Source organism: Escherichia sp. WS1451, from assembly GCF_046487365.1.
Lineage (GTDB): Bacteria > Pseudomonadota > Gammaproteobacteria > Enterobacterales > Enterobacteriaceae > Escherichia > Escherichia coli.
This window is the reverse complement of the sequence record NZ_JBJQJP010000013.1, coordinates 62,869-76,365: the sequence shown is the minus strand read 5'-3', so window position 1 is coordinate 76,365 and position 13,497 is coordinate 62,869. Positions and strand designations below refer to the sequence as shown.

Genomic DNA, 13,497 nt, shown 5'->3' with positions numbered 1-13,497 from the left:
TCAGGCCTCCAGGCTTATCCAGATAGTTTTCAGTTCGGTGAATTTTTCAAGGGCGTGCAGGGATTTGTCGCGCCCGTTGCCGCTCTGCTTATAGCCGCCAAACGGCACGGTCATATCGCCGTCGTTGTAGTTATTGACGAAGACGGAGCCGGCTTTCAGGCGGCGACTCATGCGGTGCGCGCGGGAGAGGTCGCGCGTCCATACCGCCGCGCCAAGTCCGTACTGGCTGTCGTTGGCAAGCTGTAGCGCCTGTTCTTCTGATGTGAAACGCGTGACCACCAGCACCGGACCGAAAATCTCTTCGCGGCTTAAGGACGCATTCGGGTCTACCTCCACAAAGATGGTCGGGCCGATGGCGGCAGCCAGCTCGGCGTTACGGCCATCCAGCAGCAGTTGCCCTTTGCTTTCGCCTTCCCGAATAAAGCTATGGATCGAGTCGGCGTGGGCGCAGTCGATTAAGGTGCCCATGGTGGTTGCGGGATCAAGTGGATGGCCCGGCTGCCAGTTTTGCGCCTGCTGTTTTAACAGGGCTAAGAATTCATCGGCGATGCTCTCTTCCAGCAACAGGCGCGTTCCGGCGATACACACCTGCCCCTGGTTGTAGAAAATGCCTGCGGCGGTGGCGCTTGCCGCCTGTTGCAAATTCGGGCAGTCGGCGAAAACGATGTTGGCGCTTTTGCCGCCCGCCTCCAACCAGACGCGTTTCATGTTGCTGTCGCCTGCATCTTTCAGCAGCTGTTTCCCGGTACGGGTTGAGCCAGTAAAGGCAATGGCATCGATATCGTTATGGCGCGAAAGCGCCTGCCCGGCTTCATGACCAAAACCCGTCACCACGTTCAACACACCATCCGGCAGCCCCGCTTCTTTCGCCAGCCCCGCGAGACGAATCGCACTGAGCGGTGATTTTTCAGACGGTTTTAGAATCACGCTGTTTCCCGCCGCCAGCGCCGGGCCGAGTTTCCAGCAAGTCAGCAGCAGCGGGAAATTCCACGGCACGATGGCGGCAATCACGCCGACCGGTTCACGCACGATCATCGCCAGCTCATGGCTACTGGTGGTCGCCACTTCGCCATACACTTTGTCGATCGCTTCGGCGTACCAGCGAATGGCGCGCGCCGCGCCGGGAATATCATCACGCAGGCTGTGACGAATCGGTTTGCCGGTGTCGAGAGTTTCCAGCAGTGCCAGCTCTTCGGCGTTGGCTTCCATTAAATCGGCGAGTTTATTCAGTACCGCTTTACGTTTTGCCGGAGAAGAGAGTGACCAGTCGCCGCGTTCAAATACGCCGCGTGCTGCGCTCACCGCACGGTCGATATCGACGCTCTTGCCGCGCGCAATATTCGCCAGCGGTGCCTGGGTGACCGGATCAACGGTTTCAAAGGTTTCATTTTCCGCCGCAGCAGTATATTCACCGTTAATAAATAAGCGGGTTTCAATGGCGAGACTTAACGCTTTATCCTGCCAGTAAGCCAGATGATGAAAATTCATTATGACTCCTGTTTCACGTCTATCAGATATATGCAGTTTGTGAACGTCAGGGCGCAGAGATCCCCGGGCCGTATGCCCGTTTATTTCTGGCGACATTCTTTATAGATTGCCGGGCGCATTGCGCTTACCCGGCTTACAGAACAAAAAGATTAAAACGTGGTGGGCGTATGGGCGCTGATAATTCGGCAAATACCTGCCGACGTATTACTGAAACTGTGCGGGATGCCGGTATTAATGGCATAACTTTGCCCCGCGACGAGGTGGTAATCCTGACCATTAATCGTCAGAACAATTTCACCTTCCAGTACAGTGCCTATTTCCTCACCCTGATGCTTAATTCTTTCCCCAGTGGTTGTGCCCGGCTGGTAAGTTTCAAAGATCATCGCCAGCGTGCGATTCGGGTTACCGTTATGAACCAGCTTCATTGACACACCCTGACTGCCCATCTCAATTAAGTCGTCCTGATTAATGACGACCTGCGGCTCATCAGGTTTTTCCGGCTCGGAAAAGAATTCCGAGAGTGACAGACCATACACCTTCAGCAGCTTTTGCAGCGTACTGATGGCAGGGCTGACTTTATCTTGTTCTATCGTACTGATAGCACTGTGAGTCAGCCCGGAGAGTTCGGCGGCACGACGTTGTGAAAGCCCCTGCTGCTGGCGGATTTCCGACAAGCGTTTTCCTGGCGCCAGTCCCTCATCACTCATATTTGCATTTCCTTAAACTGTAGTGGTCAGAGTCGCTGTTTTTCAGCGATATGGTGCTGACAAGCGGTGATAAAGCCCTCGAACAATATACGCGAAAGCGCGTACTCGCTACTGTTCCATTCCGGGTGCCACTGTACGCCCAGCGCAAAAGGATGATTGATGACGCTAACCGCCTCAACTAAGCCATCCGGCGAGCGAGCTTCAACACGCAACCGTGGGCTAACGACCTTCGCCCCTTGTCCATGCAGAGAGTTTACCCAAAAGTTGCTACATTCAGGTAACAACGCAGACAGCAATCCCCCCTCTTCAACCTGAACTTCATGCGACGGTGCATATTGCTGCTCCACCGGCAGTTCGGGATCTTCCCGATGTTCCAGCAATTCAGGCTGTACGCACAGCTTGCGATGCAACGAACCACCTGTTGCCACCACCAGTTCCTGTAAACCCCGGCAGATGGCGAAAATGGGGATGCGCCTTTCGAGTGCGGCATTAATTAACGCCATGCTCAGAAGATCACGCCCGGGATCGGCGTCAGGCTCATCGCCGTTTTCACCATATAGGTGCGGCTGCACATTGCTGGGACTACCAGGAAGATAAATACCATCGAGTTTCGGCAAAAGTTGTTCAAGTAACGACGGTTCCGCCAGCGCATGTGGTAGCGCTATTGGCAAACCGCCTGCGTGGATGATGGCATTCAGGTACTTTTCTTGCAGAGTCTGGGTCGCATGACCCTTAAGCCTGTTCCTGCACATTACGACACCGATAACCGGATTGTTCATTATATTTTCCATGCTCAATCTCATAAAGTGGACTAAATTATCGCCATTACTGCGCTTTAAATGACCTTTATGTTCAATATTTTTTCAATCTAGCAGCGAGTTTTCATTTTTGCAAACTCAATTTAACATTTGACAAACATTTAGTTTGCATACAGATTCGAATGGTGGTCATTATATTTTACGCTTTGATAACGAGCGGAAAACAAACCAAAGGCGAAGAATCATGGAAACCAATATCGTTGAAGTAGAGAACTTTGTTCAGCAGTCAGAAGAGAGGCGGGGTAGCGCCTTTACGCAGGAAGTGAAACGCTACCTGGAGCGCTACCCGAATACGCAATATGTTGATGTTTTACTTACCGATTTGAATGGTTGCTTCCGTGGAAAACGTATTCCTGTTTCAAGCCTGAAGAAGCTCGAGAAAGGGTGTTATTTCCCGGCCTCGGTATTTGCAATGGATATTCTGGGCAACGTAGTTGAAGAAGCGGGTCTGGGTCAGGAAATGGGCGAACCGGATCGTACCTGTGTTCCTGTTCTCGGTTCCTTAACCCCTTCTGCCGCCGATCCAGAGTTTATCGGTCAGATGCTCCTGACCATGGTCGATGAAGATGGCGCTCCCTTTGACGTTGAGCCGCGGAACGTTCTTAACCGCCTGTGGCAGCAGCTGCGCCAGCGCGGATTGTTCCCGGTCGTAGCGGTAGAGCTGGAGTTCTATTTACTGGATCGCCAGCGCGACGCTGAAGGGTATCTGCAACCGCCCTGCGCGCCCGGCACCGATGACCGCAATACACAAAGCCAGGTTTACTCCGTTGATAATCTCAACCACTTCGCCGACGTGCTCAATGATATTGATGAACTGGCGCAGTTACAGCTGATTCCGGCTGATGGCGCGGTCGCTGAGGCCTCGCCGGGTCAGTTTGAAATCAATCTTTACCATACCGATAACGTGCTGGAAGCTTGCGATGATGCGCTGGCACTAAAACGCCTGGTGCGTCTGATGGCAGAAAAGCATAAGATGCACGCCACTTTTATGGCGAAGCCGTATGAAGAGCACGCGGGCAGCGGGATGCATATCCATATCAGTATGCAAAATAACCGTGGCGAGAACGTGCTTTCTGACGCGGAAGGCGAAGATTCGCCGCTGCTGAAAAAGATGCTTGCCGGGATGATTGACCTGATGCCGTCATCAATGGCGTTGCTGGCACCAAACGTGAACTCGTATCGCCGCTTCCAGCCAGGTATGTATGTACCGACGCAGGCGTCGTGGGGCCATAACAACCGCACCGTCGCCCTGCGTATTCCCTGCGGCGATCGCCATAATCACCGCGTGGAATATCGCGTGGCGGGTGCCGATGCCAACCCGTATCTGGTGATGGCGGCGATTTTTGCCGGTATTTTGCATGGCCTTGATAACGAACTGCCATTACAGGAAGAAGTCGAAGGTAACGGGCTGGAACAGGAAGGCTTACCCTTCCCGATTCGCCAGAGCGATGCCCTGGGTGAGTTTATCGAGAATGATCACCTGCGCCGCTATTTAGGCGAACGCTTCTGCCATGTCTATCACGCCTGTAAAAATGATGAGCTGTTGCAGTTTGAGCGCCTCATCACAGAAACAGAAATTGAGTGGATGTTGAAAAACGCGTAATACCCCTTGCGGGGTTGTTTCATCGGCCTGAGCGGAGCCAGGCCTGACATTTGCTGGTAATCCAGACATTTCCCGGATGTCGCGTTATGGAGCGCAGGCGGCAACGGGCTTCCGTTAACGATTAAGACTGTGACGAGGAAATGAGATGATGCCGATGATTAAATCCCCGCATGGCGAGGGAGGCTGCGTATGCGCCCCTCCTGCGACTGACTGGACTCCGCCCCCTTTGCTTCCCTTGCTAAACAGGTTTGATTTCAGGTCGACACGACCGCAAACCTTATTACGCAGGGGAGGCAGCAATTATGGCTATTAATTCACCACTGACTATTGCTGCGCAACCTGGCAAAACCCGTCTGCGAAAATCACTGAAATTGTGGCAGGTGGTGATGATGGGTCTGGCCTATCTCACGCCGATGACCGTATTTGATACTTTTGGTATTGTCTCCGGCATTAGCGACGGTCACGTTCCGGCGTCCTATTTGCTGGCGCTGGCGGGCGTGCTGTTTACCGCTATCAGCTACGGCAAACTGGTTCGCCAGTTTCCGGAAGCCGGTTCGGCCTATACCTACGCGCAAAAGTCGATTAACCCGCACGTCGGATTTATGGTCGGCTGGTCATCGCTGCTGGATTATCTCTTTTTGCCGATGATCAACGTCTTGTTGGCGAAAATCTATCTCTCCGCCCTCTTCCCGGAAGTGCCGCCGTGGGTGTGGGTGGTAACCTTCGTCGCCATTTTAACCGCCGCGAATCTGAAGAGCGTCAACCTGGTTGCTAACTTCAATACCCTGTTTGTGTTGGTGCAAATCTCCATCATGGTGGTGTTTATCTTCCTGGTGGTTCAGGGACTGCATAAAGGAGAAGGCGTTGGCACCGTCTGGTCACTTCAGCCGTTTATCAGCGAGAACGCGCACCTGATCCCGATTATTACCGGGGCGACGATTGTCTGTTTTTCCTTCCTCGGTTTCGATGCGGTGACCACGCTTTCGGAAGAGACGCCGGACGCCGCACGCGTGATCCCGAAAGCCATCTTCCTGACGGCGGTATACGGCGGCGTTATCTTTATCGCTGCGTCGTTCTTTATGCAGCTGTTCTTTCCTGATATCAGCCGCTTTAAAGACCCGGACGCCGCACTGCCTGAAATTGCGCTGTACGTTGGCGGCAAGCTCTTCCAGTCGATTTTCCTCTGTACCACGTTTGTGAACACGTTAGCGTCTGGCCTGGCGTCACATGCCAGCGTGTCGCGTCTGCTGTATGTGATGGGGCGTGACAATGTGTTTCCGGAGCGCGTGTTTGGCTATGTGCACCCAAAATGGCGGACTCCGGCACTGAACGTCATTATGGTCGGGATTGTCGCGTTGTCGGCGCTGTTCTTTGATTTAGTCACCGCGACAGCATTGATTAACTTCGATGCTCTGGTGGCATTTACCTTCGTAAATCTGTCGGTGTTTAATCATTTCTGGCGGCGTAAAGGAATGAATAAAAGCTGGAAGGATCACTTCCACTATTTGCTGATGCCGCTGGTTGGCGCGCTGACGGTGGGTGTGCTGTGGGTTAACCTCGAGTCAACGTCACTGACACTCGGTCTGGTATGGGCTTCGTTAGGCGGCGCATATTTGTGGTATCTGATCCGCCGCTATCGCAAAGTGCCGTTGTATGATGGTGACAGAACGCCGGTGAGCGAAACGTAATAGTCGGATGCGCGGCGCATTATCCTGGCTGAGGGTAATGCACCGCGCCATTAACTATAAAAAGATGTATGACCCGGATCACGAGTGCTATCATCCGCCCTTATGCTTAGCGCATTAACCCCAGGGGCAAATAATGAACCACGATATCCCGCTAAAATATTTTGATATTGCCGATGAGTACGCGACCGAATGCGCAGAGCCTGTCGCAGACGCTGAACGCACACCGCTGGCCCTCTACTTCCAGTTACTGCTCACCCGTTTGATGAACAATGAAGAAATCAGCGAAGAAGCCCAACATGAAATGGCTGCTGAAGCGGGGATTAATCCCGTACGCATTGATGAGATCGCAGAGTTTTTGAATCAATGGGGTAATGAGTAATTATTTCATTGCAGACGATCGGTCAGTATCGTTGCCCGGATAAAGCGTTCGCGCCGCATCCGGCTAAAAATGACACGCACTGCAGCGTGCTTTAATGGGTTTCTCACGATCGTACCGCTCTGCTCCTCGCTAAGTTGTTCTGTGAGTTATAGTTATAGAGAAATCACGGGTACGAATGTTGAACAGATGGCGACGCCACCTGTTCAACGACCAACCACACGGCCCTCATTACGACCCCTGAACACAAACGGTAATGGCAAATGTCATTAAATATTAGTAAGATAGCCTCTTTACATAAAATCCCTTAATATTATGCGCCAGGTATTATCGTCTCTTTTGGTGATTGCTGGACTTGTGAGTGGTCAGGCAATCGCCGCGCCTGAATCCCCCCCGCATGCTGATATCCGCGACAGCGGTTTTGTCTATTGCGTCAGCGGGCAAGTCAACACCTTTAACCCATCCAAAGCGAGCAGTGGGTTAATTGTCGATACCCTTGCCGCCCAGTTTTATGATCGACTGCTGGATGTCGATCCCTATACCTATCGCCTGATGCCGGAACTTGCCGAAAGCTGGGAAGTACTCGACAACGGCGCGACCTATCGCTTCCACCTGCGTCGCGATGTTCCGTTTCAAAAAACCGACTGGTTTACTCCCACTCGTAAAATGAATGCCGACGATGTGGTGTTTACCTTCCAGCGAATTTTTGACCGCAACAACCCGTGGCATAACGTCAACGGCAGTAACTTCCCCTACTTCGACAGTCTGCAATTTGCCGATAACGTGAAAAGCGTCCGTAAACTGGATAATCATACCGTTGAGTTCCGACTCGCCCAGCCGGATGCTTCTTTTTTGTGGCACCTCGCGACCCATTATGCTTCGGTCATGTCGGCAGAATATGCAGGGAAGTTAGAGAAAGAAGATCGCCAGGAGCAACTCGACCGTCAACCGGTCGGCACCGGTCCGTATCAGTTGTCGGAATACCGCGCCGGGCAATATATTCGCTTACAACGTCATGATGACTTCTGGCGTGGTAAGCCGTTAATGCCGCAGGTGGTGGTGGATTTAGGCTCCGGCGGCACCGGACGTCTGTCGAAACTCCTGACCGGGGAATGCGACGTTCTGGCCTGGCCTGCCGCCAGTCAGCTATCCATTTTGCGTGACGACCCGCGCTTGCGTTTAACGCTGCGCCCGGGGATGAACGTCGCCTATCTGGCGTTTAACACCGCTAAACCGCCGCTAAATAATCCGGCGGTCCGCCATGCACTGGCACTGGCGATTAATAACCAGCGCCTGATGCAATCCATCTATTATGGTACGGCTGAAACGGCGGCCTCTATTTTACCGCGCGCCTCGTGGGCCTATGACAACGAGGCTAAAATTACTGAATACAATCCGGCAAAATCGCGCGAACAGTTGAAGGCGTTGGGGCTGGAAAACTTAACGCTGAAACTGTGGGTGCCCACACGTTCGCAGGCGTGGAACCCCAGTCCACTGAAAACCGCCGAACTGATTCAGGCGGATATGGCACAGGTTGGCGTAAAAGTGGTGATTGTGCCGGTAGAAGGTCGTTTTCAGGAGGCGCGGTTGATGGATATGAGCCATGATCTGACGTTATCCGGTTGGGCGACGGACAGTAACGACCCGGACAGTTTCTTCCGCCCGTTACTGAGCTGCGCGGCAATTCATTCACAGACCAACCTCGCCCACTGGTGCGATCCGAAATTCGACAGCGTGTTGCGTAAGGCGCTCTCCTCGCAGCAGCTGGCGGCGCGTATTGAAGCCTATGACGAAGCGCAAAGTATTCTGGCGCAGGAATTACCTATTCTGCCGCTGGCGTCGTCATTGCGTTTGCAGGCCTATCGGTACGATATCAAAGGTCTGGTACTTAGCCCGTTTGGTAACGCCTCCTTTGCTGGGGTGTATCGCGAGAAACAGGATGAGGTGAAAAAGCCATGATTATCTTCACCTTACGCCGCATTTTGTTATTGATTGTCACCTTGTTCCTGCTGACCTTCGTTGGCTTCAGCTTGAGCTATTTCACCCCACATGCGCCGTTACAAGGCGCGTCACTGTGGAATGCCTGGGTGTTCTGGTTTAACGGCCTGATCCACTGGGATTTTGGTGTTTCCAGCATTAACGGTCAACCGATTGCCGAACAGTTAAAAGAGGTCTTCCCGGCGACGATGGAGCTGTGCATCCTCGCCTTTGGTTTTGCGCTGATTGTTGGCATCCCCGTGGGAATGATTGCCGGGATTACGCGCCATAAGTGGCAGGATAACTTGATCAACGCCATCGCCTTACTGGGCTTTTCAATCCCGGTGTTCTGGCTGGCGCTTCTGCTGACGCTGTTTTGTTCACTCACGCTAGGTTGGTTGCCCGTTTCTGGGCGTTTCGATTTGCTCTACGAAGTGAAACCGATTACCGGTTTTGCGTTGATTGATGCCTGGCTTTCGGACTCACCGTGGCGGGATGAAATGGTCATGAGCGCAATCCGCCATATGATATTACCCGTGATCACCCTGTCGGTTGCGCCAACAACTGAAGTGATCCGACTAATGCGTATCAGCACTATCGAAGTGTATGACCAGAACTATGTTAAAGCAGCGGCGACCCGCGGTTTGTCGCGCTTTACTATTTTGCGTCGCCACGTTCTGCATAACGCGTTACCTCCGGTTATTCCTCGCCTGGGCTTACAGTTTTCTACCATGCTGACGCTGGCGATGATCACCGAAATGGTTTTTAGCTGGCCGGGTTTAGGGCGCTGGTTAATTAACGCCATCCGCCAGCAGGATTACGCAGCCATTTCCGCCGGAGTGATGGTGTGTGGCTCACTGGTCATTATTGTTAACGTGATTTCTGATATTTTGGGTGCCATGGCTAACCCTCTGAAACATAAGGAATGGTATGCCTTACGATAGCGTATACAGCGAAAAGCGCCCGCCGGGCACGCTGCGTACCGCCTGGCGCAAATTTTATAGTGACGCCTCTGCGATGGTCGGCCTGTACGGCTGCGCGGGGCTGGCTGTACTGTGTATTTTTGGCGGCTGGTTTGCGCCTTACGGCATCGACCAGCAATTTCTCGGTTACCAATTATTGCCGCCGTCATGGTCGCGCTATGGCGAAGTTTCTTTCTTCCTTGGGACTGACGACCTCGGACGCGATGTTTTAAGCCGTTTACTGAGCGGAGCTGCGCCAACCGTAGGCGGCGCATTTGTGGTGACGCTTGCCGCGACGATCTGTGGCCTGGTACTGGGCACCTTCGCCGGGGCGACGCACGGCCTCCGCTCAGCGGTGCTTAACCATATTCTGGATACCTTACTGGCGATCCCTTCCCTACTGCTGGCAATTATCGTTGTAGCGTTTGCCGGACCGAGTTTGTCTCACGCCATGTTTGCCGTCTGGCTGGCGCTGCTGCCTCGTATGGTACGTTCGATTTACAGCATGGTGCATGACGAACTGGAAAAAGAGTACGTTATCGCCGCCCGTCTGGATGGCGCATCAACGCTGAATATTCTCTGGTTTGCTGTGATGCCAAACATCACCGCCGGGCTGGTCACCGAGATCACCCGCGCACTGTCGATGGCAATTCTCGATATCGCCGCGCTGGGCTTTCTCGATCTCGGCGCACAACTCCCCTCGCCTGAATGGGGAGCGATGCTCGGTGATGCGCTGGAACTGATTTATGTCGCCCCGTGGACTGTCATGCTGCCAGGTGCGGCAATTATGATTAGCGTGCTGTTGGTTAACCTCCTTGGCGACGGTGTCCGTCGTGCAATTATTGCGGGGGTGGAATAATGCCATTACTCGATATTCGTAACCTGACCATTGAATTTAAAACCGGTGATGAGTGGGTTAAAGCCGTCGACCGCGTAAGTATGACCTTAACCGAAGGTGAAATCCGCGGTCTTGTTGGCGAATCAGGTTCCGGCAAAAGTTTGATTGCGAAAGCGATTTGTGGGGTGAATAAAGATAACTGGCGTGTCACAGCTGATCGTATGCGTTTTGATGATATCGATTTGCTGCGTCTCTCCGCACGCGAACGGCGCAAGCTGGTTGGTCACAACGTGTCGATGATTTTCCAGGAACCGCAGTCGTGTCTTGACCCTTCAGAACGTGTGGGTCGCCAGTTGATGCAAAACATCCCAGCCTGGACCTATAAAGGCCGTTGGTGGCAGCGTTTTGGCTGGCGCAAACGCCGTGCCATTGAACTGCTGCACCGCGTGGGGATTAAAGATCACAAAGATGCGATGCGCAGTTTTCCCTATGAGTTGACCGAAGGTGAATGTCAGAAAGTGATGATAGCCATTGCACTGGCGAATCAACCGCGTCTGCTGATTGCTGACGAACCGACAAACTCAATGGAGCCAACAACCCAGGCGCAAATCTTTCGCCTCCTGACGCGTCTCAACCAAAACAGCAATACCACTATTTTGCTTATCAGCCATGACTTACAAATGCTTAGCCAATGGGCGGATAAAATTAACGTGCTTTACTGCGGTCAAACGGTGGAAACCGCGCCAAGTAAGGAGTTGGTGACGATGCCACATCATCCTTATACCCAGGCGCTGATCCGCGCGATACCAGACTTCGGCAGCGCGATGCCGCATAAAAGTCGCCTCAATACGCTGCCCGGCGCTATCCCGCTGCTGGAACAGCTACCGATTGGGTGTCGTCTGGGGCCGCGTTGCCCGTATGCACAACGAGAATGCATTGTGACGCCACGTTTGACGGGGGCGAAAAATCATCTCTATGCCTGTCATTTCCCGCTGAACATGGAGAAAGAATGAGATGATCGAAACGCTGCTTGAAGTGCGTAATTTAAGTAAAACGTTCCGCTACCGGACCGGTTGGTTTCGTCGTCAGACCGTAGAAGCGGTAAAACCCTTGAGCTTTACGCTACGTGAAGGCCAGACACTGGCGATTATTGGCGAGAATGGTTCGGGTAAATCCACGCTGGCAAAAATGCTGGCGGGAATGATAGAACCGACCAGCGGCGAGTTATTGATTGACGATCATCCGCTGCATTTTGGCGATTATTCCTTCCGCAGTCAGCGTATTCGCATGATTTTTCAGGATCCTTCGACCTCGTTGAATCCCCGTCAACGTATCTCGCAAATTCTGGATTTTCCACTGCGCCTGAACACCGACCTGGAACCGGAACAGCGTCGCAAACAGATTATTGAAACGATGCGTATGGTTGGGCTGCTACCGGATCACGTCAGTTACTATCCGCATATGTTGGCACCCGGGCAAAAACAGCGTCTGGGGCTGGCGCGCGCGCTGATATTGCGCCCAAAAGTCATTATTGCCGATGAAGCCCTCGCCTCACTGGATATGTCGATGCGTTCGCAGTTGATTAATCTGATGCTGGAGTTACAGGAAAAACAGGGCATTTCGTATATTTATGTTACCCAGCATATCGGAATGATGAAGCACATTAGCGACCAGGTGCTGGTGATGCATCAGGGCGAGGTTGTCGAGCGAGGCAGCACCGCGGATGTGCTGGCATCGCCGCTGCATGAACTCACCAAACGGCTGATCGCCGGTCATTTTGGCGAGGCATTGACGGCGGATGCGTGGCGTAAGGACCGTTAGTGTTTTGCACCTCATCCTGACAGGCCCCCCTCAGGATGAGGTGTTCATTACTTTTGATTGTCGATTCTGGTGAGAGCAACCAGCAATGCCAGCGTATAACACACCGTAATTGCCAGACTCATTTTTAACAGTGTTTCTCCGCCAATTCCCGACAATGGCGCGGCTATACCGCCGAAGACAAACATGCTCATCCCCATCAACGCAGACGCCGTTCCAGATTCCTGCGTCCCTACTGCACTCATAGCCTCTGCCCCGCCAACAGTGCCGATGCCGCTACAAAATGCGATGGTGAAAAATAATGCCACCAGTGCCGGAATGGGCAATTGTATCCATGCGCATAAGACCGTGAGCAATGCACACAAAATTGCCGCTATCAGGCCACCTCGCAACAATGTCATCGCGTTAATCCGTCGCGCCAGGCGCGAGAAGATCCATGAAGCAATGATAAGTCCGATGCCGTTAAGGCCAAACACCAGGCTAAATTGCATTGGACTAAAGCCAAATTCCTTCTGCAACACGAACGACGAAGAGCCGATATATGCAAACAAACCGGCCAGCATAAAACTTTGAATCAGGCAAAAGCGCATAAAACGGCGGTTCTGCACCACGCTTCGTCCGGTTAATAGCAATGATGAGCCCCTTTTATTTTCTGGCAAGGTCTCATTAATAAATAACAGACAGCCCAGCAACAGTACGGTGCTAATTTCAGCCATTACCCAGAATAAAGTGCGCCAGTCAAAAGTGCTAACAATGTACCCGCCCAGCACTGGCGACAACACCGGTGCCAGGCCATTCACCGTCATTAACAGCGCAAAAAACTGGGTCAACGTTACTCCCTGATATTTGTCACGAGCAATAGAACGAGAGAGCACCGAACCACCCGCCCCCGCGATCCCTTGAATAAAACGCCAGACCACCAGCCAGTAAATATTGTTCGTTGTCGCGCACAAAATGGAAGAAACAATAAACAATAGCAACGACAAGATTAACGGACGTTTACGCCCTATTTTGTCGCTCAGAGGGCCAAATAACAGTTGTCCGACGCCAAGACCAATCAGTGATGCGGTCAGAGTTAATTGCGTTATGGTCGTGGTTGCCGCCAGTTGCTCAGACATCTCCGGCAAAGCCGGCAAATAAAGATCAGTACACATCGGGCCGATACCGGCTAAAAGACCAAGAATCAATGCCCATGAAAGAGAGACTCTAGCCATATTATTCC

Annotated in this window: 13 protein-coding genes; 9 read left to right on the top strand and 4 right to left on the bottom strand. The window is 52.7% G+C overall.

Annotated features, from left to right (window positions below; all coding sequences use genetic code 11):
* The 3 genes from puuC to puuD all read right to left on the bottom strand — a co-directional run bounded on the left by puuC (position 1) and on the right by puuD (position 2,986).
* The gene (puuC, locus tag ACJHX7_RS16960) at positions 1–1,488 is read right to left on the bottom strand and encodes an aldehyde dehydrogenase PuuC (RefSeq protein ID WP_410231667.1); all 1,488 of its coding nucleotides are present in this window, start codon (positions 1,486–1,488) and stop codon (positions 1–3) included.
* A gap of 149 nt (positions 1,489–1,637) precedes the next feature.
* Positions 1,638–2,195 (bottom strand): HTH-type transcriptional regulator PuuR, encoded by a 558-nt coding sequence (gene puuR / locus ACJHX7_RS16955; RefSeq protein WP_001278727.1) that lies wholly within the window; start codon positions 2,193–2,195, stop codon positions 1,638–1,640.
* 26 nt (positions 2,196–2,221) lie between these two features.
* Positions 2,222–2,986, bottom strand: a complete 765-nt coding sequence (gene puuD / locus ACJHX7_RS16950; RefSeq protein ID WP_094030118.1) for a gamma-glutamyl-gamma-aminobutyrate hydrolase — start codon at positions 2,984–2,986, stop codon at positions 2,222–2,224.
* A gap of 211 nt (positions 2,987–3,197) precedes the next feature.
* Between puuD and puuA the strand changes: the two genes are divergently transcribed.
* The 9 genes from puuA to sapF all read left to right on the top strand — a co-directional run bounded on the left by puuA (position 3,198) and on the right by sapF (position 12,278).
* Entirely contained in the window at positions 3,198–4,616 is a 1,419-nt protein-coding gene (puuA, locus tag ACJHX7_RS16945) for a glutamate-putrescine ligase (protein WP_001296746.1), read from the top strand.
* A 148-nt stretch (positions 4,617–4,764) separates the two neighbouring features.
* The gene (locus ACJHX7_RS16940; protein WP_120795382.1) at positions 4,765–4,929 is read left to right on the top strand and encodes a protein YmjE; all 165 of its coding nucleotides are present in this window, start codon (positions 4,765–4,767) and stop codon (positions 4,927–4,929) included.
* Positions 4,919–6,304, top strand: a complete 1,386-nt coding sequence (gene puuP / locus ACJHX7_RS16935) for a putrescine/proton symporter PuuP (protein WP_094030119.1) — start codon at positions 4,919–4,921, stop codon at positions 6,302–6,304. Before ACJHX7_RS16940 ends, puuP begins: the two co-directional genes overlap by 11 nt.
* Positions 6,305–6,437: 133 nt before the next feature.
* Positions 6,438–6,683 carry a YmjA family protein gene (locus ACJHX7_RS16930; protein ID WP_001015102.1) on the top strand — a complete coding sequence of 82 codons (246 nt, stop codon included), beginning with the start codon at positions 6,438–6,440 and terminating at the stop codon, positions 6,681–6,683.
* A 312-nt stretch (positions 6,684–6,995) separates the two neighbouring features.
* A complete protein-coding gene (sapA, locus tag ACJHX7_RS16925) occupies positions 6,996–8,639 on the top strand; it encodes an ABC transporter substrate-binding protein SapA (RefSeq protein ID WP_001250202.1) in 1,644 nt (547 codons plus the stop codon).
* Complete coding sequence (gene sapB / locus ACJHX7_RS16920) at positions 8,636–9,601, top strand: putrescine export ABC transporter permease SapB (protein ID WP_000583281.1); 966 nt, start codon at positions 8,636–8,638, stop codon at positions 9,599–9,601. Before sapA ends, sapB begins: the two co-directional genes overlap by 4 nt.
* Positions 9,588–10,478, top strand: coding sequence for a peptide ABC transporter permease SapC (gene sapC / locus ACJHX7_RS16915; RefSeq protein ID WP_001146163.1), 891 nt, complete (start codon positions 9,588–9,590; stop codon positions 10,476–10,478). Before sapB ends, sapC begins: the two co-directional genes overlap by 14 nt.
* On the top strand, positions 10,478–11,470 hold the full coding sequence (gene sapD / locus ACJHX7_RS16910) for a peptide ABC transporter ATP-binding protein SapD (protein ID WP_001128858.1): 993 nt from the start codon (positions 10,478–10,480) through the stop codon (positions 11,468–11,470). The genes sapC and sapD overlap by 1 nt, the downstream gene beginning before the upstream one ends.
* 1 nt (position 11,471) lies before the next feature.
* Entirely contained in the window at positions 11,472–12,278 is an 807-nt protein-coding gene (sapF, locus tag ACJHX7_RS16905) for a peptide ABC transporter ATP-binding protein SapF (RefSeq protein ID WP_000573407.1), read from the top strand.
* A 47-nt stretch (positions 12,279–12,325) separates the two neighbouring features.
* Here the strand turns inward: sapF and ACJHX7_RS16900 are convergent, their stop codons facing one another.
* Positions 12,326–13,489: a multidrug effflux MFS transporter gene (locus tag ACJHX7_RS16900; protein ID WP_000135018.1), complete on the bottom strand. Its 1,164-nt coding sequence runs from the start codon at positions 13,487–13,489 to the stop codon at positions 12,326–12,328.
* Positions 13,490–13,497: the final 8 nt, after the last annotated feature.

Excerpts from the sequence above, each read along its gene's own strand:
- sapA (WP_001250202.1), top strand. The coding sequence starts at position 6,996 with ATGCGCCAGGTATTATCGTCTCTTTTGGTGATTGCTGGACTTGTGAGT.
- ACJHX7_RS16940 (WP_120795382.1), top strand. The coding sequence starts at position 4,765 with ATGCCGATGATTAAATCCCCGCATGGCGAGGGAGGCTGCGTATGCGCC.
- puuR (WP_001278727.1), bottom strand. The coding sequence starts at position 2,195 with ATGAGTGATGAGGGACTGGCGCCAGGAAAACGCTTGTCGGAAATCCGC.
- sapF (WP_000573407.1), top strand. The coding sequence starts at position 11,472 with ATGATCGAAACGCTGCTTGAAGTGCGTAATTTAAGTAAAACGTTCCGC.
- sapD (WP_001128858.1), top strand. The coding sequence starts at position 10,478 with ATGCCATTACTCGATATTCGTAACCTGACCATTGAATTTAAAACCGGT.
- puuA (WP_001296746.1), top strand. The coding sequence starts at position 3,198 with ATGGAAACCAATATCGTTGAAGTAGAGAACTTTGTTCAGCAGTCAGAA.
- puuC (WP_410231667.1), bottom strand. The coding sequence starts at position 1,488 with ATGAATTTTCATCATCTGGCTTACTGGCAGGATAAAGCGTTAAGTCTC.
- sapC (WP_001146163.1), top strand. The coding sequence starts at position 9,588 with ATGCCTTACGATAGCGTATACAGCGAAAAGCGCCCGCCGGGCACGCTG.
- puuD (WP_094030118.1), bottom strand. The coding sequence starts at position 2,986 with ATGGAAAATATAATGAACAATCCGGTTATCGGTGTCGTAATGTGCAGG.
- puuP (WP_094030119.1), top strand. The coding sequence starts at position 4,919 with ATGGCTATTAATTCACCACTGACTATTGCTGCGCAACCTGGCAAAACC.
- sapB (WP_000583281.1), top strand. The coding sequence starts at position 8,636 with ATGATTATCTTCACCTTACGCCGCATTTTGTTATTGATTGTCACCTTG.
- ACJHX7_RS16930 (WP_001015102.1), top strand. The coding sequence starts at position 6,438 with ATGAACCACGATATCCCGCTAAAATATTTTGATATTGCCGATGAGTAC.
- ACJHX7_RS16900 (WP_000135018.1), bottom strand. The coding sequence starts at position 13,489 with ATGGCTAGAGTCTCTCTTTCATGGGCATTGATTCTTGGTCTTTTAGCC.